The following is a 24,541-nucleotide window of genomic DNA, read 5'->3' as shown; positions in this document are numbered from 1 at the left end:
TGTGTATAAGACATATGCAAATTTAAGTATGGACGAGTTCATTACAATTGGTAATGGAAACAAAGATGACTATGTTGATAAACTTCTTGAACTTGAATACTATGATTTATCAGTATTAAAAGAAAATAACTTAAAAGTTGATTCTAATAAGAAAGAAATTAAGAAGGTAATGAAAGTACACCTTGAAAAAATGGATAAGGAATCATTGTACACTACTTATGAAAAACATCTGAAGTTCTTATACGAACTAAAACAGAATGATAGCATGTTTGAGAAGGTTGTAGATGGAGTTGCTGGATCGAAATATAATCCACTGAACTGGGTAACTGGTGGCAAATCTGGTGAATTTGTTGATGGTCTTACAGACAAGGTATCGGGACCTAGAGCAGACAAAAATGGTTATAAATATTCTCAAGAAATCATGAAGAAGGCTACAAAGCTTTACGAGGCAATTCGTGGTGTTAATGAAACAGCTACTGCTTCAACACAAGCCACAGATACTCGTTTGTATAATGATGTTGATCCGCGTGTACTTTATGAAGAAATGTTCTATGATTTAAGGTACCATGATCAACGTGGAAGAATGCTTCGTGCGTTCCCAGGTTTCCAGATGTTTATTATCCATGAAGGTGCTTATTTCGGGAAGTATAAATTCTGGGATAACATGTACGGATTCAATGCTATTAAAAGTATTGATGTTCACCGTTCTCGTAAAATAGCTGCAGATACAGCAGTCATCTCAATGACTAATGTTTATTCTAACTTAACAACTCGACGTACGGATGTGGACTATGTGGATCGTGAGTTGAAATTTTGGGATAATTATGTTTGGAATGAAATACCTCAAGATTTAATTGAGAAAAAAGAAAATGAAGTTAATAAGAATCTCTTCATAGAAACAGGAGCGCGTATCCATTTAAGAATGGGATATGGGTCTACAGCTAGTGCTTTACCAATTGTATTCAATGGTACGATTTCAGAACTTCAGATTGGTGACGTAATTGAAATCGTTGCTCAAGGTGACGGAATTGAATTAGGGAACGTTGTATCTGGTGATCCTGATGATAATAATGATGGATTATTCCAAGTAACTGAACCAAGAGACTTAATTTGTAGCTTTATGAGTTCAAAAGGAAGTTGGTTCAAAGACTTTATGAATGGCGTAGTGGATGAACGGCTGTTTAAAGACAATCCACTAGGAATCATGCACTTTGGTCAACCATTTGATGTAAACTCAAGTAGTTCAACCGATTCAAAACCCTTGGGTAATCTATTATGGTTCAACGATGAGTATGGAGAAGTTGCTCAAAATATATATTCTTCTAATGGAACCCCTACATTCTCACAATGGTTACATCCTAACGGCGAGCGAAATAATATTTTCGAAGATTTTAGCTGGAAACGTCTATGGGAAAATAAGTTTAAGATTTTTAACCCTGGTGATGAAGATAACATAGTTATTAAATTCTATAACAATACAGTTTGGGATATTATTCAAACAATTGCATATTCGACTCCAGACTATATGGCCGCTGTTCATCCATTTGAATTACGCTCCACATTATTCTTTGGAAAACCATATTGGCGCTGTGCATTTGATTATGATTCTCGATATGAATTTGATGTCGCAAATAAAACATGGAAAAGGTACCTTATAGGTGAGGCAAGACGACCATATATGCAAAATAAATTTTACATGTCGGCTTATGATATTATTGAAAATAATATTAAAGCTAGTGAGGATAATGTTTTCACAAATGTTATTGTGAACTATGACGGAAAACAAACGCCTGTACTGTATGCAGATGCTGATATTCGTTTTGACAAGCAAAAAACAAGAGTAGTAGAAGCAGACATTGTAGCAAAGTTTGGAGACTTTTATACCTCGGAAGTCATGGCCACATACTTCGGACACTCTACACTTAGAGATAGTATGAAAGATATGTATAAAGGAAATCTATTAGTATTAGGAGATCCTACTGCTAAACCGTATGACATGATGTATATTAATGATGAAATTAATGACATGCAAGGAAATGCTTTAATTAAATCAGTAACACATCATTTCAGTATGGAAACAGGATTCATTACTTCTATCGAACCAGATTTATTGGTAGTAAACGATGACCAAGTAATTATTGAAATGGGTAAGTGGTATGCGGGTTTTGGGCAGTCAATAGCTGCTACGCTGGCAATACGTGCTGCAGCAAATAAAGCCGGAAGAAACCTAAGCAAGTGGATCACAAAGTCTAAGAATATCCCTGCTAATGTAGGAAAATGGGTATCAACAAAAGGTTTCAGACATACTGTAAGGATGGCAAATAATAATGGGGATATGGATAAAATCCTAAAAACACTTGATGAGATCATCTCTAAAGAAGATGGTGATGTTAAAGCTCTCCAGCAGAAACTAGCAACAGAAATTGAAGAAGCAAATAAAAACTTACAAAAAGTCACAGGCAAAGTAAAAGATAAAATAAGATTTATCCAAAACACAAGTAAAAAGGCTATTTTGCAATCAGGAACAGCTTTTGCAAAGATTTTATCAAGCTCTAATGATATAGCAAAGATTGGTAAAGGAGTAGTGAATTCGCTTCGAGGAGCAGCTTCTTTCACACCACTCGGATTCATTGTTAATTCAGCAATATGGATTGGTACGGAAATGTTGTTTGAACACTATCGCCGTTTTAAGGAAAACCTTCAATGTGTTGTGGCAATGCCATTAACTTATAGAGGGAAAGAATTAACAGCAGGTATTAATAACCATGCAGGTATGATTTATGGTGATGCACCAGGTCGATATGATAAGATGTTCAATGCAACATTATTCCATGACGATGGGGATGCAGAGTTCTTCGGTAACGCATTTATAGAAATAGCTAACTTCTTTACCGATTCAGGGGGGGAAGAAGGTGTATATGCAAAAACTGAGAAAGCTCATCAACTTAATGAGTTAGCCAAGAAACAGCAATAATATAACGAAAGAAGAGGTATAGCCTCTTCTTTTTCTGTGTTAACTATAGCGAAAATCAAAATAAATGGTTAGTTTATCAAAATAAGGAGGAATAGCTATATGGCACAAAAAGACAAACAAACATATAATATCGAATTGTATATAAAGAAAATAAAAGCAGCGAAAGAAGTATATGCGGAACGTAAGAAGTTTCTAGAGGGTTTCTCACTTAAAAAGAAAAAAGACAAGCCCAAAGATGGAGGCGGAGAAGTTGCAGCATCAGGTGGTGGCGGTTCAGTAAACTTCAATGGAGAATTGCCTACGGTTGCTCAGTACACTGGACCAGATGTTTACACCGACAAACTCCTAAACGGAGGAGTATACCAAAATGGACTTAAAGGTAAAATAGCTGGTACTGATCAATGGAATCAGCATATTAAGGAACAAGCAGCAAAAGCTGGCGTAAACCCTCTCTTGGTTAAAGTAATTATGGCAACGGAATCCGGTGGAGTACACGATTCGACCCCAAACTCTTCTAACTGTGTTGGGTTAATGCAAACGGAAAAGGATATTACTGAAAATCTAAAGTTAGACTTTGGAAGAGCATGCAGTGATCCAGTCTATAATATCTATGTAGGATGCATGATTCTTAAAGAAAAACATAATTATGCTGGAGGCGTTATCTCTAGGGGTAAAAATCCATATGCAGAATATAAGAGTAAAGGATTTGAGTTAAAACAAAATGGTCATGGGGTTTCTTGGTTATATAACGGTTTCAGTGTGCCTTTTGACGGAAAAAACAAGGTTTATCGTGGTGGATATGTTTATGCGAACCAAATAGTTGCAATGTATAAAGGTTTTGGAAGAGACGCATACACGGATACAATGTTAACCCTAGATGTTTTATCGGGTGGTGGCGGTAGTGGCGGCACTGCAGCTGGACAAGCTGGCGGTAAAGGAACAGGTGGAAAGTGGGAGTACAACAAAATTTTTGCAAATGGTGATGAAGTAGTTAAATTCTTAAACACTGTAGATACGAGTATGATCAATGGGGTTTTTGTTCACCACACCTATGATCCAGACCATACAAAGGCTAAAGGTCAGACACTGACAAAGCTAAACGATGATATGAAAAAGTTCCACACAGTATACCAAGGCTGGGATAATATCGCGCAACACTTCACTATTGGTGTGGATGGACAAGTAATTCTTGGACGTGATATTGCATCTGTACCATGTAGTGCAAAAGGATATAACGGTACAACTTCTAGTCACCCCGCCATGTATGAAATGATTGGGAACTTTGATATAGGTAAAGACAAGTTGGAAGGTAAACAGTTAGAATCTGCTGTTGCTATCGCTAAATACTTTGCTCTTAAAGCAAAGGGTGTACAGTTTCACCGTGAAGGATTAGTTAATGGCAAAGAACCGAAAAGTTGTCCTGGTAGTGGAATTAATAAAGACTGGTTTATGGGATTAGTTAAAGGTAGTGCGAAAGCAAGTGCATTTTCGGCTCAATCAACAACTTTGTCGGATAAAGATATCGAAGAGAATTATGCAGCAGGCTGTGACCTTTCTCAAGATCCGATAAGAGAAGATTTCATGGATACACCAGTCAAGCTACCACCAACAGAAGATGAATTAGCACACGCTAGAAGTTTTGCAGTTAAGATAAGTATCCCTACTGCACAATTAAAAGAGAGCAGAATTATTGCTCCAAAGTACCCAAGGTCAAACTATGTGGAAGACTTTAAACTGTCATCCAGTTATGACATGAAGAAAAATTACTCCCCATTACCTCCACATGAGTTTATTCATCTAAATGGTCCTCAAGAGAATTTCTACACAAGTGAAGCAAGACAAGCTTTCCGTCTTCTTAAAGATCGACTTGGATACAAAATTTTAAGAATAGCTAGAGGGTTTGATCCTTCTGATGGAGAGTCTTCTCATTCTATTGGTATTTCTATGGACATATATGCTGATTCAACAGAAGAAGCAATTTATATAGCTGATACTGCATGGTTAACAGGATTACGAGCTATTGCGGTTGGTCCTAAGTTTGTTCATGTTGATATTGGTCCTGAATCAGCTTGGGGATATGATAATCTACCACTTTATCAGGGACCAGGTACGTTAAGGGCGGGTGAGTTTAGTTATGGCTACAAACAAAGAAACCTATAATCTCGAATCATATAAGAAGAAAATTAAAGCAGGTAAGGAAGAGTATCAAAAAAGAAAAGAGTATCTTGCTAAATTTGAACTTCCTAAAACTGATGATGAAGAGGAAGAAGTAGAAGAAACTTCTGATGATAGTAAAAAGCCTGAAGACCAAGGTAACGCCGTAAAAGAACCTGATGGAGGAGTTGGTAACTTCACAGGTTCGGGTGAACTAGGCGTTCCCGCAGAACCAAAATCATATAGATTCACTTCTGTTATGGGAGCACGTTGGGGAACAAATCATAATGGAGTGGATTTAGCTCCAAACACACCTGGAGATACCAACTGTAAGATACTTTCTGCAGGTGATGGAGTTGTTCTTCAAGCTAGAAGTGGAGTAGGTGGATTTGGTACTTGGATAGTTATTAAGCATAAGGATGACTTATATACGATTTATGGTCACATGCCTCCTAATACATTAAAAGTAAAAACCGGTGATACAGTAAAAAGAGGACAACATATTGCCAATATGGGTATGCAGGGGCAGTCAACAGGTGTCCATTTACACTTTGAGGTTTGTACAGACTTTGTTAATAACAGAAGAGGAACTACAAAGAACCCTGAAGACTATGTTGATATTCGAGGCAGCGCTTCAGCTATTCAAGTAAAATCTATTGCACCTAAGGCTAGCTTCTCAGCAAAAGCGGATGAGAAAGAAGAAGGTAATGAAAGACCAATGCACGCCCTTTATGAGAAGGATGGAGCAGAATTATCGAAAGAAGAAAAACTAATTGATCAGACGTACAGAAGTTCTTTCCCGTACCTACCAGTTCAATTCATAGGAGACTCTCTTAAGAAAAGTGACATCACAAGAGAGTACTTTCTTCTTAATCGTATTGGTTGGGCCCGAACTACCAAGTATGAAAAGATGGTTTCCTTAAATAAGGAAAGATTTATTCATAGTGACAAATACGATGGTCATGAAGGAAATCTTTATTCACCAGATGCAAAAAGGGTGTTTGAAAGCTTGCTTTTGAAAACCAAAAAGCCTTATTTTGAAGTTATTAGTGGTTTTCGCTTTAGTAACCCTGGTCAACTTTCACCCCATGAAGCAGGTTGTGCAGTTGACATTCTTGTTAGAAGTATTGAAGAGGTAAGGGAAATTGCAGACTGTGCCTGGCAATTAGGTTTGAGGTCGATTGCGATTGGTGGAGATTTCAAAAACAAAAAGGGTTTTATTCATATAGACATTGCGCCAAAAGGAAAGGACATTATGTACGATGGAGTTCCTATTTATGGGGGACCAGGAAAGTGGGTGACAGCATGAAAATTAAGAGGAAATTGAACAGTATAATAGCTGAACATGATTGACTATGGAAATCCATTCATTGCTATTAGTGAGAATTATGACAAATTATTTATCTATCATAATGAAGAAAGGAAAATAAAAAATCCGTATTAATTCTATGTAGCCTATGAGAATATGCACAAATCAATCTATAAACCTATGAAAGATGATTTCATAACTCAAGAAAGTATTAAAGAGAAGGTGATTCAATGAACTTTAATAGTCAAATCCATCAGTCTATTTATAGTAAAGTAGTTGTACCGTCTTTAAATAGACTACAAGGAACCATTGAAGGTTATGTAATTCAAGTAGATTACACAAAACTAACCTGTGAAGTAGTCTACTCAGATGAAAACAGTCATGCTTTACGAACAATGAAAGAAGTATCTTTACCTAAAGATGGAGACGGTGTATTTACACAAGCTGTTAAAAACGGTGATAGAGTTTCAATTTCCTTTAAAAATAAATCTAAGGAATCACCTTATATTTCTACAGTATATAAATCAAATCACAGCGAAGAAAATTATCTTAGTCCATATGGTGGAAGAACAATTAGACAATCCCGTGTTTTTTAGAAAGGAGGATTCCAATGAATGAAGCATATATAAATAAAACATATGGAGATGGAGACAAAGATATTCATTATCCTTATTGGCGCCAAGTATTACAAAATGAACTTGTTAACTTTAAGGCCAAGAGTTTAGAAAAGGAATTAGAGAACTGGCAATTTATTAGCGAAGATGAAATTGCATTAAAACACCCAGTGACAGGTTCAACCTTTAAGCTCTGTGATGACGGCTCAATCGAAATGTTTGTTAATGAGGATACTGGCATTCGTTTGGATGCGAAAGATAATACAATCATCTTTTATGGTGACAGTATTCATTTTGCTACAAAGGAAATGAGAATGCATACAAAACCATATGGATTCATTTGGAATAATCATAACCTAAATCCTTATTTATATTATGGTGATAAGGTAGGAGAGAAGAGAAATATTCCAAAAGCTTCAATGATTTCTACACTAGAAGATGGACAATCCGACATCAATGTTCCTTTGTTCCAAGAGCAAAAGAGAAAACATTATTACGATGCGAAAGTTACATCTATGATTGAAGATCTAGGAATAGAAACTTCAAGAATAAAGAGAGGAGGATAACAAATGAAAGTGGATTTTCGTTTTTCACCTGAAGGGGATTTAGAGCTTGGTTCTCCTAGTTACAATGACTTTGATGAATTACTCTATATCGATTCAGTAGGAAATATCTCAACAGATAGCTCAGAAGGATTATTAATAAGGGATATTCCATTACAAGTATCTTACTTAAGCGAGAAGCAAGTAATACTCAATAGATTAAGAACAGACAATCCGGACTGGTTTATACATCGGGAGATAGGGGCTGATTTATCGGAATTAATTGGTCTTCCTAACACAAGAGAAACAGGAGACTTAGGAAAGTCCCTAATTGAAAAAAGTTTAACTCGCGACAAGTTTCTACTTCCTAGTGATCTAAATGTTAGACCCGTCCCTGTTAATTCGAGCGAAATACTCTTCTATATTACTGTTAGAAGAAAAATAGCAGATTTAGTTATACCAGTTCTATTTAATTTAGAACATGGTTTATTATCAGAATATGAGGTGAACAGCTAATGAGAAAATCAAAGGATGAAATGCTCGAAGCGGTTTTGACTCGACTTCGAACTGAAGGTGGAATTACTGAAACAAGTCCAGGATCGATTGCTCGAATGTTTGCAGAAGTAATGATAGAAGAATTTAGTCCATTCTACGATGAATTAGATTTAATTACTAAGATGGGTTTTATTTCAACATCAACAGGCGGATATCTGGACCTTATTGGTGAACTGTTAAACTGTACTCGTGATGGAGATGAATCAGACGATAACTATCGTGCAAGAATCTCTAATCAAGTATCTGTTGAACAGAGTGCAAATTTAATTGCTATACGATTAAAAACACTACGAATTGATGGTGTTGCTGATGCTCAGTTTAAAAGATTTACAAGAGGAACAGGCTCGTTTACATGTTATGTTACTCCTCAAGTTTATCCAATTGAAAACGATCTATTAACTCGTGTAGAAAGCGTTATATCTGAAGTAGCTGCTTATGGCATGAATGTAGAAGTAAAAACAAGTGAATACAACCCCGTGGACATTACTCTCAACTTAATTTTCCACTCCAAAACAACTTCTCTTGAAAGACAACATATCCGCAATAAAGTTGTTCAAAATGTTGGAGCATACATGAAACAATTAAACATGGGTTCTCCAATTATTATCAATGAAATTATTCAACGTGTAATGGAAACAAGCGAACAAATTCTTGATATGGAATTTAAAAAACTTGTTGTCGGTGAAAAAGAGTACTTCATTAAGAATGTAGAACCTTCATTAGAAGAACGATACTTCTTAAGAAAAATTAACGTAGCATAGAAAGTAGGTGGCACATTGTTAAACAAACATACAACGAGTATGATGTCCATGCTTCCTCAATGGATGAAGATGGCCAAAGATCCGAAATCGATAGGGGCCTTATTTTTAGATGCATTTGGTGTTGAATTATCAGAGATTGAACGTTACATAGAGCAAGCTTGGAACAACATGTACATCGGTACAGCAAACTTACAAACAGCCGATTACTGCTATAAGATTCCGCTTGCTACTCGTGACGTTGTGGATGTTGAAACACCAGATCTTCATGTTCGTTTAGTTATTGATGGTGTAAAAAGAGATTGTATGCCAGTTGATACTTTGCGAATATTTTTTGAAAGTGACGACAACTCCTACATGATTGATACTATCGAAGGTTATGTGTATATCAAAGTAATGGATTACTATATGAAGGATAATATCTTCAAACCATTCGATGCAATTGAGGTAGGAGATACTCTTCATTATGAATATATGCTTCATCATATCTGGAACGTATTTGACGAGTTTGGTATGTTGTTAGGTATTTCTAGATTACCAGGTGAAAGAAACGAAGACTTTAAGAATCGTATCTTAGATGTCTTTAAGAATCCTGGTGGAGCAACAAAGAAAGGGATTATTAATGGTATTAGTAGAGAACTTGGCATTGATAAATCTCAAGTTGAATTAGGCTCGCTATCTGATGATAAGTATGTTCAAACAAAACTTGTGAATACAGATGGGACACCTTCTCAAACATATATCCAATACGTAAATCAGATTAATAGCAATCTAGGTTTCTCTTGGGATCATATGAACTGGGGAGAAGCTTATTGGCGTAGTATTGAAGAAAACAATATGGGGTTTCATTATCTACCTCATATCTGGGATGGTTTCTCTGCTTCATGGAAAGATAACGAAGTACAATCAGGTATTGGTAGCGGTGACGATTTATTAGTAACTGCTCCAAAAGAAGAGTCTTCTGTTCGAGAATTCAAAGCTTATGTTGGACTACATGGAACAGAGGAACAAATTGAAGAGAATCACCCAGAAATCCAATTCAAATACAAGATAGTTGCTAAAGGAAAAATACCAAATGATGAGTATGATTTAGAGAATTATAAATATACAGTAATGGCTTCTGAAATTATTCCGCTTCATTACGTATTAGTAGCTTTACGTGAATTCCTATATCAAACTCATATCACTTGGGACAATCGTTATGGTTATACATTTAGCGACAATACGTCCCCTGGTATGGAAATCGTTACCGGGGAAGATGCTCTTCATAATAATGAGGAGCCACAAATTAAAATTCATGTAGATATGAAAACTGCTGATAGAACAGTGACACCTGTTTTAGAAGAGCTTATAGTGGATTGGACCGATCAGAATGATACGCCTCAGTCTTACAAATTAACAACAGATGAAGACTTTACTCTAAATAATACAATGACCCAAACGACGTTAGCTGATGTAGAAGTAGGCAGCGGTTCTGTAACTCTTGGTAAAGGTTCATTCTCTGCCGTTATAGATACAGAGGGATCATTCTCAAGAGGATCACAAGGTATATCAGTAAGAGTTAACCGAGAAGGTTCTTTATCTCTTAATCTACCAAATTAACAAGGAGTGGATAAAATATGGCTGAAACTGGCTCAGTACAAAACGCAGTTGGGAATAATGTTTACCCAGATTTAGTTCTTACTCGTTTCCCAGAATTATTCGACGAGCGAAGTGGTTCTAAATCGAACCCCAACCTGCAACGATGGACAAACCTTAAAGATTATAATATGGCTGAGCATGTAAACTCTCTACAAGATGCTGTAATGGCAGTACAGCGTATGCTAGGAGAATTAGCTCAAATGCCAGCTGCGCCAAAGGATGTAAACGGAAAACCTATTACAGACCCAAACGTGCTACTAAACCTTAAACGAACTTCTACCGTTAAGTCTCGTATAGATGCACTTGAAACTCATGACTGGTATGCTGAGTTCGATAAACGATACGGTGGACCAGTATGGAAGTTTGATAAGGACAAACCTACAAATCCTACAATTCAGCAACACCGTCACTTAGGTAGCACTTCAGGAATCCCTGGTATGCCAGAGAAGATTATGCTTACACAAGAAGTACAGGGTAAACTTCCGAAGGCAAACGTTGATTTAACAAAGACTGCTACGGGAATCACCGGTTCTGACATCTACGTAGAATCAACTTCAAATACGAGAGTAGCTGATGCGATTAACGACAAGATTTCTGAAACAACAGGTGGGACAATTGCACAAAATGCAGAGTTGAAAGTATTAGGGAAGACAAACACTCGATGGACAAGAGAGTTTGATTCAAATGATGCATCTTCAACTGGTAACACTGTAGTTGCTGACTCAAAAACATTATTAAACAAAGCAATTGAAAGTGGTGCTACTGCTGCTTCAGACCTGTTAAATGCTCCGTTAGATGGAATGCATTATGGTCGTTATGTTGCGATTGTAAGATTATTAACAAGTAGTCTTCCTTCTAATGCGGTTGTTGAGATTTCTGCAGTTAACTCAAAGACAAACCAAGTTATTAACAAAGCTACTTTAAACGGAACAGACTTTGATACAAGTGGACAGTATAAAACATTCTACTTGATCTTCAATCATGACGGTTCTACAAAACTACGTGTTAGAAAACTAGCTACAACATCTTCTGTAAAAGTTCGTTTTGATTATGCGATTGTTGAACCAGTTCACCCAGCGGTATTTGATCGCTAAGAAAGGATGTTATACAAATGGCAAAACGACCAGAAGGATTATCTCCTAATTTTAACTCCATCGTTTCTCCAGACGTTCCTTCCTCACTCATTTTTTCATGGACATTCATTAAAGAAAATTCTGGTGATTATCAGAAAAATGCAGAAGTAAAGGTATATAAAACGGGCTCTAACAAAGCCCTTATTACCTTCTCTACAGGAACAGATCAACAAGTAGACATAACATCTCATCACGTTGTTCTTGACCTAGAGCAGACTTATGAATGGGAAGTAAAAGTAACAGCTGCTAACGACTCCACTGCTTTTAGTGGAAGAAAAAGATTTAAATTTGGACCTGTATTTTTACAGGATGGACTTGTATGGCGAGATGGACCAGACGCATATGAATACATCGGGACTCGTCAATACTTTGAGGAGATTAGAGAAAATGCTGCCTCAGTATTAGAGGATTATGTAATAGATTCTATAGAAGAAAACGATGCATTAGAAAAGGCTTTGGCTTTATTTACTCGTGAAACGGTTCCTAGTCGTACCGATTTTGAAAACCTCGAAAGTATCCTGTGGTTAATTGCAAAAAAAGAAGATACATATCGAGATGAAATTCAAAGACTTATTGAAGATGGCCTAGGGGCTCAAGACATTCATAAGATATATACAATTTTTGACCGTCTTATTAGAATTCCACCAAGAGAACCAAGTAATGTGTACTTAACATTTGGAGGTCTTGAGCCGATTTATGTAAAAAGTGGAAGGGCGTACAATAATGGTAAAGAGGACTTATCTGTTGATGTTAACTGGCAGCCCTCAGATCTTAAACCAGGTACATGTACGGTTAACTTTTTAAATGAGCTATCAGAAGATGTTTCGTATTACAAGATTGAGCTAGAGGTTGGTTTCACTGATAAGACTTGTACTCATACATTATTTTATCGAGTAGAAGATGTAGAATCATTTGGAAGAAAAATCAATATTCCAATGGATCATATTAACTTTGTACATCTTTCTTCCTCAAAAGAAACGCGTTATGTTTTACGAGTTTCTGCAGTAGATAAAAGAAAAGAACAATCAGTGCCTTACTACAAACCCTACAAAGTGGATAATGTTCCCCTTGGTGTAGCAAGTTACAACCTACGTGTTCAACAGTATGATTTATCAAATCAATGGATCATACAGTATTACCACGATATTTACAACGGTCCAAATACAGCTTATGTTCATAACGTAACAGGCAATGTAGATGGTGTTTATCATTATGCTGTTCGTGTATTTGATATAAATGGGAATGTAAGCGATTGGTTTTGGATCTTGGATTATATAAAAATTGATCCATTAAAACCTCCCGCAGCTCCAAAACCTCGTATGGCGTGGTCTTCACAACATGAACTAAATTTCATTTGGGATGCTGTTCCTACAGCTGAGTATTATGAATATTTACCTACCTGGTGGGCAAACCCGTCTATACAAAGAACGAACACCTTAGACTCACCTCATGAATGGTTAAATCCAGATACAACATATGTTGAAAAGGTAAGAGCTGTAAACCGAGCGGGCGCATCACCTTGGGCTACTGTTAGTGGTAAAACACAACCACGACCAATTATTGAGAAGTACCAAAAGGGTGCAGGAAGTAGAACATGGCGTACAAATTATGTCATTTTAATGCAGAACGGTAGGGTTGTAAGAAATCCGTCTGAATGGCGTTACGAGTACGATGATAGAGAAGTGTTTCATGGGGAATGGATAGAGCTTGAAAACAAAAAACAGGACGGTCTTTATGTTAAAAAAGGAACAAGATGGGGTAATAATAAATGCTTGTTCTTCCTTGATCATAATGACTGGAGACAAAAATTACAGGGAAAAGAAATCCTAGATGTTCAGTTTTATATACGTAGAAGAAATACTGAACATGGATATCCACATGATGGTCGTTTTCTTCATGTATGGGCTCACAACTATGCAGGGAAATGGGATTTACCTTCAGCATCTCAAGGACCTCAATTGTTTAATCATCAAAAAATTGAAAGAATAGACTTCAACCGAGGTGAATCTCACTGGATTTCTCTTAATAAGTCGTTTGGTGAAGGATTACGTGACGGGTGGATTAAAGGAATTGCATTCTATCACCCTGAGGCAGAGTATGGCCCATATTCTTACATGCGTTTTGATGCTTATACATTCCAATTTTACGTTAAATATCGATAGGGAGAGAGCAATCTCCCCCTTATTTTTTTAAGGTGGTGACACAGATTGGCACAGTACCAAAGAAACTTTTATTCTAGTTCATTATATGGACGACTAAAAGCATTTTATGGAGATTATCTAACAGAAGAATTTGATGCTCAAGAACCTTTTAGCTATCATATTGATGCAAAAATCCAAGCACAATTACCTTCTACGTTTTACGCAGCAACAAGCAGGGAATTTAAACGGATTGATTCAACGAAATGGACGGTATCAGGAAAAGATATTAAAACAAGAACTGCTAATACACCTGTAGAATTTGTGGCTACAGGTGATAATTTAGAAGTGCATGTGCGCCTTCAAAATGTGGGTACTCAGAACATCGAAGCAAAGCTATATAAAGAAGAATTGGTAGCAGAAGCATACCAATGGGTAGAGAAGCAAACAAAGTCAATCAATACATTATCTCTAACAAACCCTAATAAGGTAGATAAAATTGCTTTTGACTCTTACGGTTTTGGTGATTACAAAGTAATTATTAAAGCACTTGATACGACAGCAGATGCAATCATTGTGGGAGGTAAATTAAGAACAAGTGATTTTAATATTGAGATTCGTACCTCTGCCAATAAAACTACATGGTCGAAATGGGAGCTAATTACTTTAAACAAAAAACTTATTCAAGGGCAGAATTATTTATCTACAGGACAGAGCGTAACGCTTTACAAAAACGTTCGTTACGTTCAAGGAAAAATAATTTTATTATCTTCAGATAATGCAACTTCCCCTATTATTGATAGGGTTGAGTTACGTTCGGAAGATAGTGGATTATATGACCAAAATGGTGATTACACCGTTAAAATTGATATGACACAGGTGGCAACTAGTGTTGGAAAGTCATTCAAGCATGTAGATAAGATACGTTTTATTCAGAGGCAACCAGCTGGTACTGAAATGAATATTCGTTCTTCTTCTAGTCGAGACAACATATTCTGGGGTCCAATAACAGCACCTTATCGTCAAAACACAAAGCGTCTTCGGTTAAAACGTGGGGCCACAAACCATAGTGTAACGTTAGGCCCAATTAATGAAGGGAGTAAGTTCGATTTTAGTAAGACAACTGCGCTATTAAGTTGGGATACACAAGCATTCTCCCCGAAGGATGCAAGTAATACCAAGATAACTTATATTTTCTCTAAAACAAGAACAAATCAGAAGGATCCTCGAAACCTTCTTCAAGTAATTGATAATCCAATGAATGTAAAAGATCGAGCGATTAAGTTCTCCCCTCAACCATATTTCTTAACTGTAGAAATGACACGTTCTTCAGCAAGGGGAACACCTGTAGTTGATCTTATAGATGTTTACCAAAATATTTTATACAAAGAGGTAGTCAATATAATTAATAAAGATGTATCTGCTGTAGATGGTTTAAGTACAGGTAGAAAATCACTTCAGAAAATTAGTGACTATCCATTCAAATATCCTAGTATCTCAAATCAAATTCCATTTAATCAGCAACAAATTACTGCTGCTCAGCAAAAATATGAGCTTACAGACCAAACAAGAAGACCTTCGGATGTTATGCTGTACCTTAAATCAGAGGAGAATAAAGGGGCTAGAACTGGTAAATCTACATCTGCATCTGATGAAGTAATCGCAAAAGCTATACAAAGGAAATTGGAATTTGGAGATAAAACAGGAGTCCTTATGCATTATCAATATGGTGCAGGGAAGGTTCAATATCTAAGACCTTACGAAAGAGAGTTAGATTCTACATTTACACCATTTTTATTGCCGAATCTCAAGTACCGTTATTACATTAAAAATGGATGGCCAAACGAAGTACACAAAGTCGTTAATGGACAAACATTAAATGATGTAGCTGAAATGTATAACACGACGGTAAATGCAATTAAAGGAAGCAATAAGGACATTCTGCTGAATGAAGATACAACATTGGTGAAGGATCAGCTTATCACAATTCCGAACACATCCAAGAACGACGATGTTTCTTTATTATTTAAGAACGGTACAGTTTATACACAGAAATCTAGTCATAACTCAGTTTATGATAAAGATCATGGCTTAAACGTTACAGACCTTTCAAGTGAACCAATAAGTATCAAGGTTCCGAACACTCCTCCAAAAGGGTATGTAGATTGGGCATCAGAAGAAAAGATTTATACAGGTGTAATTAATGCGAATGATATCCGCGGGGAGTTTGTTCGTACACAATTTAATCTTTCAACTCTTTCAGATTTTGATCGTGAATATGTAGTAGCAAATGGTGACACATGGGAAAGTATTGCTTCTAAATATGATATCTACGTACAGGATTTAAGGGCAACTAATAATTCAATTGAGGAATTAAAAGTAGGTAATACAATTATTATACCTCCAAATATTATTCTTCCAGCATTAGCTCCTGAAGCAGAATTTGAAGATGCGATGCCTTATAAGATTTCTATTATTGAAGATTCTGTTCATAAGAAGGATGGAGTTAGAATTGATGAATCCTTTGTTCCTATCGATTGGAATGGAAAACATCTTCCCCTTGAAGTTACATACAGAACATCTGAACTTCTTACAGCTGAAATGGTAAGAGGTTCAGATGCTAATGGAATGGATCCACTGCCTTTAAGTGATGTTATCGAGATTGTCTCTTGTAAGAAAAAAAACGGAAGTGTGACATATCACATTTGGAACGACACTTTAAAAACAGGTGACTTCAAATTAAAGAGTAATTATATTGATTGGTCTCCATCTCAGGCAGGAGTATTAGAGCCTGCACCAGGGGAAGAGTATGTTGTTGTATATAAACGTCGTGAAGTAGATAGTGTGAAAGTTCATCTAGATACAACTTATTTTGAAAAGGTGGGGACAGACATTGTATGGCGTTCACCTGAAGTGAAAGTATTTGATGGGGTCTGTACACCAACGGAAGACTTTAAGCTAGAGCTTCCTACACCTCAAACTTTTGAAGGATATGATGGGATTTATAAGAATATTAGTTACATTATAGAGGATAATGACTTGTGGGTAGAAACAAGTGTCCAAGATATTGACGGTAAGAAGTTCTTGGTAGGTACTTTGAATGGAAAAGATCCAAGCAAAAATTGGCATCCAGAAATTCAGAAAGGTTACTACTATCTAAAAGAACAAGAGCATTACCTATATTCTGAGCCATTAAAAACAGTATTAGCTGAAAAAGAATTGCCGACAGCTGATGGTATTGAATATGTTAAGGGTCCAACTGGAATGGGGGCAATGTTATTACCTGCTAGTAGCAACATAGTTAGAGATTCTGTATTTGAGAACGATGATTGGCAAAGGTCTAAAGTCTTTAATGCCACATCATTCTAAATGAGTTAGGGAGAGGAGAGATTCCTCTCCTTTTCTTATGGACATTAATAAGAAGTAAAGGTTAGATTGTCAAAAGAAATCAATAAAAAGGTGGTGCAGAAATGTTCACTAATCCGGGAACAATTATTAAACACGCTACAATTCCAAACGCGATTACGTTCCAAAGTGCAGGGTATGTTTCTATTTCAAATGAACTCTATGAAGATAGTAAAGTAATATTCTCGTTTTCCAAGCCGACGGAAAAGGTAGCATTAATCCCTAAATATTTAAGTGATGGAAACTATTTATTTACTTCTTTAGATAAAGAAAACAAGTTACATATAGGCGGAATTGTAAAAGATTCTGAGAAGATTTATGGAGTCGTAGATGTAAAGGATAATATTTTGAATTCTAACATTTTAACAATCTCTTCTAATGGATCTCATTTTACAGTTGACCTAAACAATAAAACGGTATTTAAATTTGAATCTGCTTTATTTGTAAATGGCCAAGTTCGTGTATGTGGTGAAGTAGGAGAAATCTTTTATTCTTGTGAAATACAAGAACTACAATCTACTGCATGGAAAAGTAATGCAGACAGTGGGGGAGTAGAGGTTAAAACGATTAAAATAGGAGATCACGAGTACATAAAGCTCTTAGGCTCTACTACTAAGAAAGCCACGTTCTCTCAATCTATTTCTTTACTTGCAAAAGACCATACACTTTCATTCAATGCTCAAGGAAATGGTGAGTGCTTAATTAAATCCGGGGAGACAATTTTAAAACAGATTGACATCTCACAAGGAGATTTGTCTTATATCTCGCAATCTTTTAATTTATTAACCCCGCAAGCAATTACCCTAGTATTCCAAACAGACGAAATTCTTATTGTAGGAAAACATCAATTAGAAGACCGAGTTGATTCTACACCGTATATACCGAATTCTAGTATTACTGATTCAGTAGTTCGTAAGGGGTCATCATTAAAGTTCCCAGTAAAGAGCTTGTTTGATAAAAAAGCAGGGAGTATCTATTTAAAATTAACTACAAAAAACCGTATCGATAGAGACCAAACTCTTTTCCGCTCAGATACAAATGAACTATCTCTTGCAGTGCGTGGAACTAATTTATCCTATACTGTTGGTGCAAGTTCAATTACTATCCCTAAAACACTCGAAAGAAGTACGTCATATGAATTCCTTTGTAGTTGGAATGATGAAGGTATTGAGTTAACTATTAATGGTGAAAATGCGAAAGCTTTAAATACAGGGCTTTTACTTACAACTCCTCAAGAATTGATTTTTGCAAATGAAGAAACACCTATTCAGGAAGAAGTTATCTTAGAAGAGTGGGCACTGTTCAATAACAAATTACCAGATGCTTCTAATATTAAAACGCAGCTACCTTTTGCAGTTATGCAATCTTTATTTGATGGAGGAATTAGTGGCCAGAATATTACTTGGTCTGAAATCCCTGTAGCACCAATTGATCATTCACCGATTCTGGTTCAAAAAGAAAATGGAGACACGTTGCAAAAAGTTTCATTCTTTAATCATGAAACAGGAGCATATCAAACGTGGAATCAAGAACCATTCAAGTATGACGGCAAAAGTGATTACGTTGAGGTTGCGTACAATAACCTTGATGAGAAATTTAGAGATATTGCTATCCGTACAGAGGATGGAGAAAAAATAGGTGAGCCTTACAGAATAGATGGTAAGAGGTTTTATTTCTCCTTCCACACAAATAGAAAGGCAGTATTAAAAAACAAAACCCTCTATGCAACGTATCAAGTAAACGATACCTACACAGTTGATTACAATATCAAAGCTGTTGATGGTTATCGAATTGATTTCGCTAAACACGATGGTGGGAAAAGAATTGTGTATCAAGAAGGAAACCGTTATGGTGAACCGAGGAAACTAGCAACAATGATTGATATGAATCCAATTCAAAATCAAAATCATGAAGGGTTCTTATATATTACGAACACAATAAATAAGACAGATAGCTTTAGAATCACAGCTACACCAGATCGATTACATGCAGATGGAGCAAGTTTCTCAACACTTATTATTGAACCGCTTGATTATGAAGGAAACTTTTTATCTCACTCTAATCTAGAAATTATTGCTTCTAAAGGATTCATTTCTAGACATATCTCAAGGGATGCAGTTGAGGCACAAAAACGTTCGGGACAGTATCTATATCAATACCATGCTCCATATATCCAAGCGAAGCGTACAGGTGAGATTATAGAGGATTATATTTGGATTACAGACAAAGATAACAATATCGGTGTTTGCTACAAGATGCTGTTGAGTCCTGTTTCAAAGCCAGATAAAGTTCAATTAACTCAAGATGAAAAGAACTTATTAACTACAAAAACAAAAATCATTAACTACCTCCTTATGTATGAGGGAGTAGAGAAATATGAAGATGAGGAGCTTTTCGCTATTTTAGATTTTAACCAAGACGGTCGCGTTACAATGGACGAGATTTTAGTCCTAGAAACGAATCAGAAAGATAATGAATTGATTGTTATCTTAAACAAGTTAAAAGAATGGGAGGATACAAACCATGCAGATGCAACCTCATAAAGATCTCGTTCGCAGTGGTCAAAGAAACCGAGGGTACGCTATTCGTATTGGTAATAAGGTTCCTAAGAATAGTGCAAACCTTGCATATGTACAATCAAAATCTGTATCACCCGAGGAGAACATCTTATTAGAGGATGTTTCTTCTCAAATTCAAGAAAACGGATTATCTAATTTCATAGAAAGAGATTACATGGTTTATCCAAATCATAATTTCTTATTAGAAACTGAATCCGGACAAGCTATTTTTCCTACTGATGCAGTCTATGTAACGGATGAATTTACTATTCGTAAAAATCGTCAAGATACTCCAAAACCGGTATTCTATCAAATGGAGTTGAAAGGACGTTTCGATGCAAGAACTGCTCAAGTTATTCCTTATCTAGGCGGCTTCTCTTCTGAGACCGAACAAGAGGCTATCCCCTTAGAAGAAGTTGTGATAGACAAAAGAAATGACTTAATTTATATAGGTAATAGTATACGCATAGAAGCAAACAGTGGACCTTTACAGGACAGTGATGTGTTTAAGGTTCAATTAATTCGTGAAGACAACTTTGTATACCGTATTGTTGTATTTACAAATTTCCGTAACAACAAAGATGTTACATACAAAGTAGTCTATCCTAATTACAAAAATGACAGTAAAGAGAGCGAATTAAAGGAGGAAGTCCTAAACGCATATCCATTCTTCGAACAAGTAACAATGGACAAATTTAAAGATACTGTTTCTGAAATGGAATCAAATCCGGATAAATACAAACATTTGAAAGTCTATGCAATTGAGGAGAAGGGGAATGATTTTTCTTTCTATGCAACATCTGATGTTATGATTGCAAACTATCAAACTCGAACACCTCAACTATTTAAACATCGCGTCGAAGCAAAATTGAAAACCAAATTAAGTGAAACAAACCCAGGTAAGATGAACATTGGATTTAGTTTTGTTCAATCGGTAGTTAATGTTGAAAATTTATCTTCTATTGGTAAAACAATCAATGAGCATCTGTCGCTTCCAAAATATATAGAATTACAAAATCCGCATCCAACAGAAGTAGATCTTTTGAAAAAAGATGTTCGATATTGGGCAGTTAACCTTGATATGCCAGATCACCATTATGAGGATTATGATTTACTCGTTATAACTGGTTACGGTAAAGCCGACTTATCTATGTTTAAAGACAAGTTTGAGCATTACTTAAAAAATGGAGGTACGATTTGGATAGATAATGCTGGTAGTGGAATTAATATTCTTGATTTCAAAACGAGCAAAGGGAATACATTTATTTCTGATATCGGGTTTTCGTCAAGTAGCAATGAATTTGGAGTTAAGGAAATTAAAAAAGACTCTCCATACATTAGTCGCTTGCTACCAATTCAAAACGTTGGAGCTTTAGGCTATGCGGACATTTCTCCGGCTATCCTATTTGGACAAGATGAGGAAAGTAACCAGTGGGATACAATTGTAAAACACTTAAATGGTGGCCCTTCAATTATTAAGAAAACACTGTTTGATAAAGGTACTGTTCTTGTTTCTAACTGTGGAATATTCAGAGCATTTTACCACAACCAAAAAGAAAGTGTAAACCTTGTTTTAAATTCGATCCTTTATCATTCAGAAGAACAATGGGTGTTTACTCCTTGGAGAAATGACTTCGTATATCACCGAGATAATTTATTTGCTCAGGAATACAAAGTGAACAATACGGATGTTTATATTAATGACAGAAGTGATTACAATGCAAATCAAATTGTCGCAAAAAAAATCCTTTATAAGAACTGTAAAGAATACGTGAAAATCTACTGCAAACCTTGGTTCTATAATGCTACAGGAGTGTATGAACATGCTGTAGATGGTGATAAATCAATTCCAATTAACAACAGTGGATTTGAAAGTGGTCAAGTAGATTCAGGTGGACAGCCTATTACTTCGTGGACAACTGATACAGTAAATGCAATCCCTTCATGGAATACAAAGAAGTTAGCTGGTCAAACAGTTACATTCACACATGATTCCACAAAAAGTTTATTCGGTGTTCGTCAGGTATCCTTAGACTCATCAAACGGAACAACAGGAGCTCATGCCTTTTGGGAAAGTGAAGATATCTATTTATCTATTGATGATTACAAGGTGACTGCATGGGCAACAATTGATCAAGTACGAGGGATTACAACAGATGGTGTGAAAATCGGTATTTATAACTTACAGGGTGAAAAAATTTCTTCTTCTATTTCTATTACAGGGAAAAAAGATTGGGTTAAGTTAGAAACGAATTTCCACATCGATAAACCCCAAAAAATTAAGATTCGTTTAGGCTTTGTAGATGGAAATGGTTTTGGTAAAGCAAGCTTTGATGATGTTACATTAGATACAATCGGAGCAGTTAGAGGTGTTGCACAGAATGAAGGAGAGAAAACTCTCTATGCATTCAGTATTAAACCGAATGCTACAACGATTGATATTGAAGCAGAAGGCTTTGAAAATGCAGACATCACTAGAGCTACACCGGAAATTCCATTCACATATACGATTATGCCATTTATTCATCAGTGGATTTCCTTCGGAGTAGACCCAGGAACAGGACTAGAGTTTGGTCGTTATGAGCGAATGTATGGACCACCAGTTGCTTTTTCTAAATCAATTCGTAAAACAGAAGGATTAAAGAATCTAGGCTACTTACATACGCTGCTTCCTCCAGTGCCAAGTGGAAAAGAGTGGTATGACAAGAACAAAATTTTCTACAAGATTTCACTTGGTTCAGAAAACTTAGAGGAAAACAATTTAGTTAACCTAAAACTGTTTGACCGTAAAACAGGCATGGAATGGTTCTACAGTGGAGATCTTGTTATTGGCCATAAAGATATTTTTTGGGCAACAGACAAACCAAGTTTTGTTCTTCATGCTGAAACTGGATTTGAAACAATAAGAGCTTCTAAGCGAAACTTTGGATTGAAGTTAATTGATGACCGTCGTATCTATAGTGAACTTCCTCAAACAAAGGATGCTAAAGAGAACTGGTATTTAAGAATTCATAACGGACAATTCATTAAGGGTGACCTTGGATATAAAGAGTGGTCAGAGATGCATGCTAGTAATAATCTTGCTGTAATGAATCAATACAAAGAACGAGTTATGAAAAAAGAGAAGTATCAAGTCAACGAATACGCTTCTCAAATTTTTAATCCTTCTATCGGAATTATGACAGTAGAGAACGAGATGGAGTACATTACTCCTTCTACAGTAAAAGTACCTCACAATAATCTGTATGTAAGCCAAGGCTCTGTAGAAAAAGAACAGCTTTTAGTTGAGGGCTTAGCGAATTCTGCAGGAACATTGTTCCGAGCTAAACAAAAAAACTGGATTCGTAACGATAAGGTTCACATCTTTATAGATGCTGCAAACAATGGAAACATCGTGGAGATTTTCGAAGAGTATCCATTCGAGATTAATCATGACGAGGGTACTGTTTTCTTCCCAGGTAGAAATATAACTGGTAAAGTGTACGCTACTTATGAACATCGTAACTTCCGCCTTTATAAGCGAATCTACAAAAATACAAAAATGTCTAACGACTTATTGGAAGATAAACGTATCGATCCGGTTACGAAAGAAGTAATCATGTATGGTTCAAAAGAAAATTGGTTAATCCAACCAGTGCCAGTTCTAAAAACTACTAAAGGCAAGGCAACATCAGCTAATACAATTCCTGCTACAAATTATCGAATCGATTATGAAAAAGGGAAAGTGGTCTTTAAATTTGAACCAGTTGGGCCTGTTTATGCAGACTATGGTTATTTCGAAAACAAAGAGCTAGCAGCAAATGATTATGATATCCAAAACGGAATCTTCTTCTTAAGGGAAAACATTTCGTTTAAAGATAATTTGTTTGCTAAGTATTCTTATTTTGATAACTTCTACGAATACAAGGGCTTCTATAGTGAAACACTTCGAACATTCCTTCATTTAGACCTCAACCCATCAGTAGGACATTACTCAACTCTTCCAATGACTACTTATGTGAATGGTGTTCAAAAGGTAGAGTACAAGAAAGTTCCATCTTCAAAGCTTCTCAATAAGCTTATCCATATTTACATTGTTCCTGATTCTGAAAACGGAAACTCAATCCGTCACTGTTTCAGTAGGGAAGAGTGGAGAAGCATTCAGCAGTCAAACCCTATGTATCTTCTTCTTGCTAAAGTCCAAGTAAGAGAGCATACGAGTGTTAAAGATGTAGTTGTTATGGATGCACGTACTCGTGGTGGTGGCATTTCTGAATCGCTATCAACTAAGATAATTGATGAGAGAGTGCAAGGAAGACAGCGTTATTGGGACATTGGTAATTGGGATGGAAAAGCATTCTACCGAAATGGCGTCCTAATTGTCACCCTTCCTAAATCCATATTAACCGAATACGGTGGTAACTTATCAGAAGAATATGCAAAAGAAGTTATTGATAAGTATGTTGCTTTTGGAACGCACTGCATTATTGAATGGGAGTGATTGGTTTGAATTATCCATTAGGAGTATTCCAGTATTACGACAAGGGTACTAATACAACCCACGTACAGTGGAGTTATGTTGATGATCCAAATCTTACCCATTTCGAAGTTGAAATCTATGATCAAAACTTACGCAAATGGGTGAAGTGTGATGGGCGAAATGGAATTATAGAAAAGCAACCGAAAATAGGAAGTAATTATTAATCAATGGGGCGGATAATTCCGTCCCGTTTTTATGGCAAAAGTAATTTGTAATGGTTATAAAAGAAACATACTAAAGA

At 36.1% G+C, this 24,541-nt stretch carries 13 protein-coding genes and 1 pseudogene; all 14 read left to right on the top strand.

The features are described from left to right. A pseudogene (locus HMPREF2590_RS19940) lies at positions 1–2,974 on the top strand (nuclease); the annotation flags it as partial. A 99-nt stretch (positions 2,975–3,073) separates the two neighbouring features. Next, positions 3,074–5,134 (top strand): transglycosylase SLT domain-containing protein, encoded by a 2,061-nt coding sequence (locus HMPREF2590_RS19935; protein ID WP_000057446.1) that lies wholly within the window; start codon positions 3,074–3,076, stop codon positions 5,132–5,134. Continuing rightward, positions 5,109–6,437, top strand: a complete 1,329-nt coding sequence (locus HMPREF2590_RS19930) for a M23 family metallopeptidase (protein ID WP_000224635.1) — start codon at positions 5,109–5,111, stop codon at positions 6,435–6,437. The genes HMPREF2590_RS19935 and HMPREF2590_RS19930 overlap by 26 nt, the downstream gene beginning before the upstream one ends. 230 nt (positions 6,438–6,667) lie before the next feature. Next, positions 6,668–7,033, top strand: a complete 366-nt coding sequence (locus HMPREF2590_RS19925; protein WP_001010565.1) for a hypothetical protein — start codon at positions 6,668–6,670, stop codon at positions 7,031–7,033. 14 nt (positions 7,034–7,047) lie between these two features. Then, positions 7,048–7,617: a hypothetical protein gene (locus tag HMPREF2590_RS19920; protein ID WP_001001211.1), complete on the top strand. Its 570-nt coding sequence runs from the start codon at positions 7,048–7,050 to the stop codon at positions 7,615–7,617. A gap of 3 nt (positions 7,618–7,620) precedes the next feature. Beyond that, positions 7,621–8,109, top strand: coding sequence for a hypothetical protein (locus tag HMPREF2590_RS19915; protein ID WP_000861690.1), 489 nt, complete (start codon positions 7,621–7,623; stop codon positions 8,107–8,109). Then, positions 8,109–8,909, top strand: a complete 801-nt coding sequence (locus tag HMPREF2590_RS19910; RefSeq protein ID WP_001232162.1) for a baseplate J/gp47 family protein — start codon at positions 8,109–8,111, stop codon at positions 8,907–8,909. The genes HMPREF2590_RS19915 and HMPREF2590_RS19910 overlap by 1 nt, the downstream gene beginning before the upstream one ends. A gap of 15 nt (positions 8,910–8,924) precedes the next feature. Continuing rightward, positions 8,925–10,508: a hypothetical protein gene (locus tag HMPREF2590_RS19905; protein WP_050822035.1), complete on the top strand. Its 1,584-nt coding sequence runs from the start codon at positions 8,925–8,927 to the stop codon at positions 10,506–10,508. Between the two features lie 17 nt (positions 10,509–10,525). After that, positions 10,526–11,641 carry a hypothetical protein gene (locus tag HMPREF2590_RS19900; RefSeq protein ID WP_000852186.1) on the top strand — a complete coding sequence of 372 codons (1,116 nt, stop codon included), beginning with the start codon at positions 10,526–10,528 and terminating at the stop codon, positions 11,639–11,641. A gap of 17 nt (positions 11,642–11,658) precedes the next feature. Next, positions 11,659–13,842, top strand: a complete 2,184-nt coding sequence (locus HMPREF2590_RS19895; protein WP_050822034.1) for a glycoside hydrolase family 78 protein — start codon at positions 11,659–11,661, stop codon at positions 13,840–13,842. 45 nt (positions 13,843–13,887) lie between these two features. Beyond that, positions 13,888–17,187 carry a LysM peptidoglycan-binding domain-containing protein gene (locus HMPREF2590_RS19890; RefSeq protein WP_050822033.1) on the top strand — a complete coding sequence of 1,100 codons (3,300 nt, stop codon included), beginning with the start codon at positions 13,888–13,890 and terminating at the stop codon, positions 17,185–17,187. A gap of 101 nt (positions 17,188–17,288) precedes the next feature. After that, positions 17,289–19,766 (top strand): hypothetical protein, encoded by a 2,478-nt coding sequence (locus HMPREF2590_RS19885; RefSeq protein ID WP_050822032.1) that lies wholly within the window; start codon positions 17,289–17,291, stop codon positions 19,764–19,766. Next, complete coding sequence (locus HMPREF2590_RS19880; RefSeq protein WP_050822031.1) at positions 19,747–24,261, top strand: hypothetical protein; 4,515 nt, start codon at positions 19,747–19,749, stop codon at positions 24,259–24,261. Before HMPREF2590_RS19885 ends, HMPREF2590_RS19880 begins: the two co-directional genes overlap by 20 nt. Beyond that, on the top strand, positions 24,252–24,464 hold the full coding sequence (locus HMPREF2590_RS19875) for a hypothetical protein (protein WP_256325166.1): 213 nt from the start codon (positions 24,252–24,254) through the stop codon (positions 24,462–24,464). The genes HMPREF2590_RS19880 and HMPREF2590_RS19875 overlap by 10 nt, the downstream gene beginning before the upstream one ends. Positions 24,465–24,541 lie beyond the last annotated feature (77 nt).

This window comes from Bacillus sp. HMSC036E02 (assembly GCF_001836235.1).
GTDB classification, from domain to species: domain Bacteria; phylum Bacillota; class Bacilli; order Bacillales; family Bacillaceae_G; genus Bacillus_A; species Bacillus_A cereus.
This window is presented reverse-complemented; position numbering and strand designations above follow the sequence as displayed.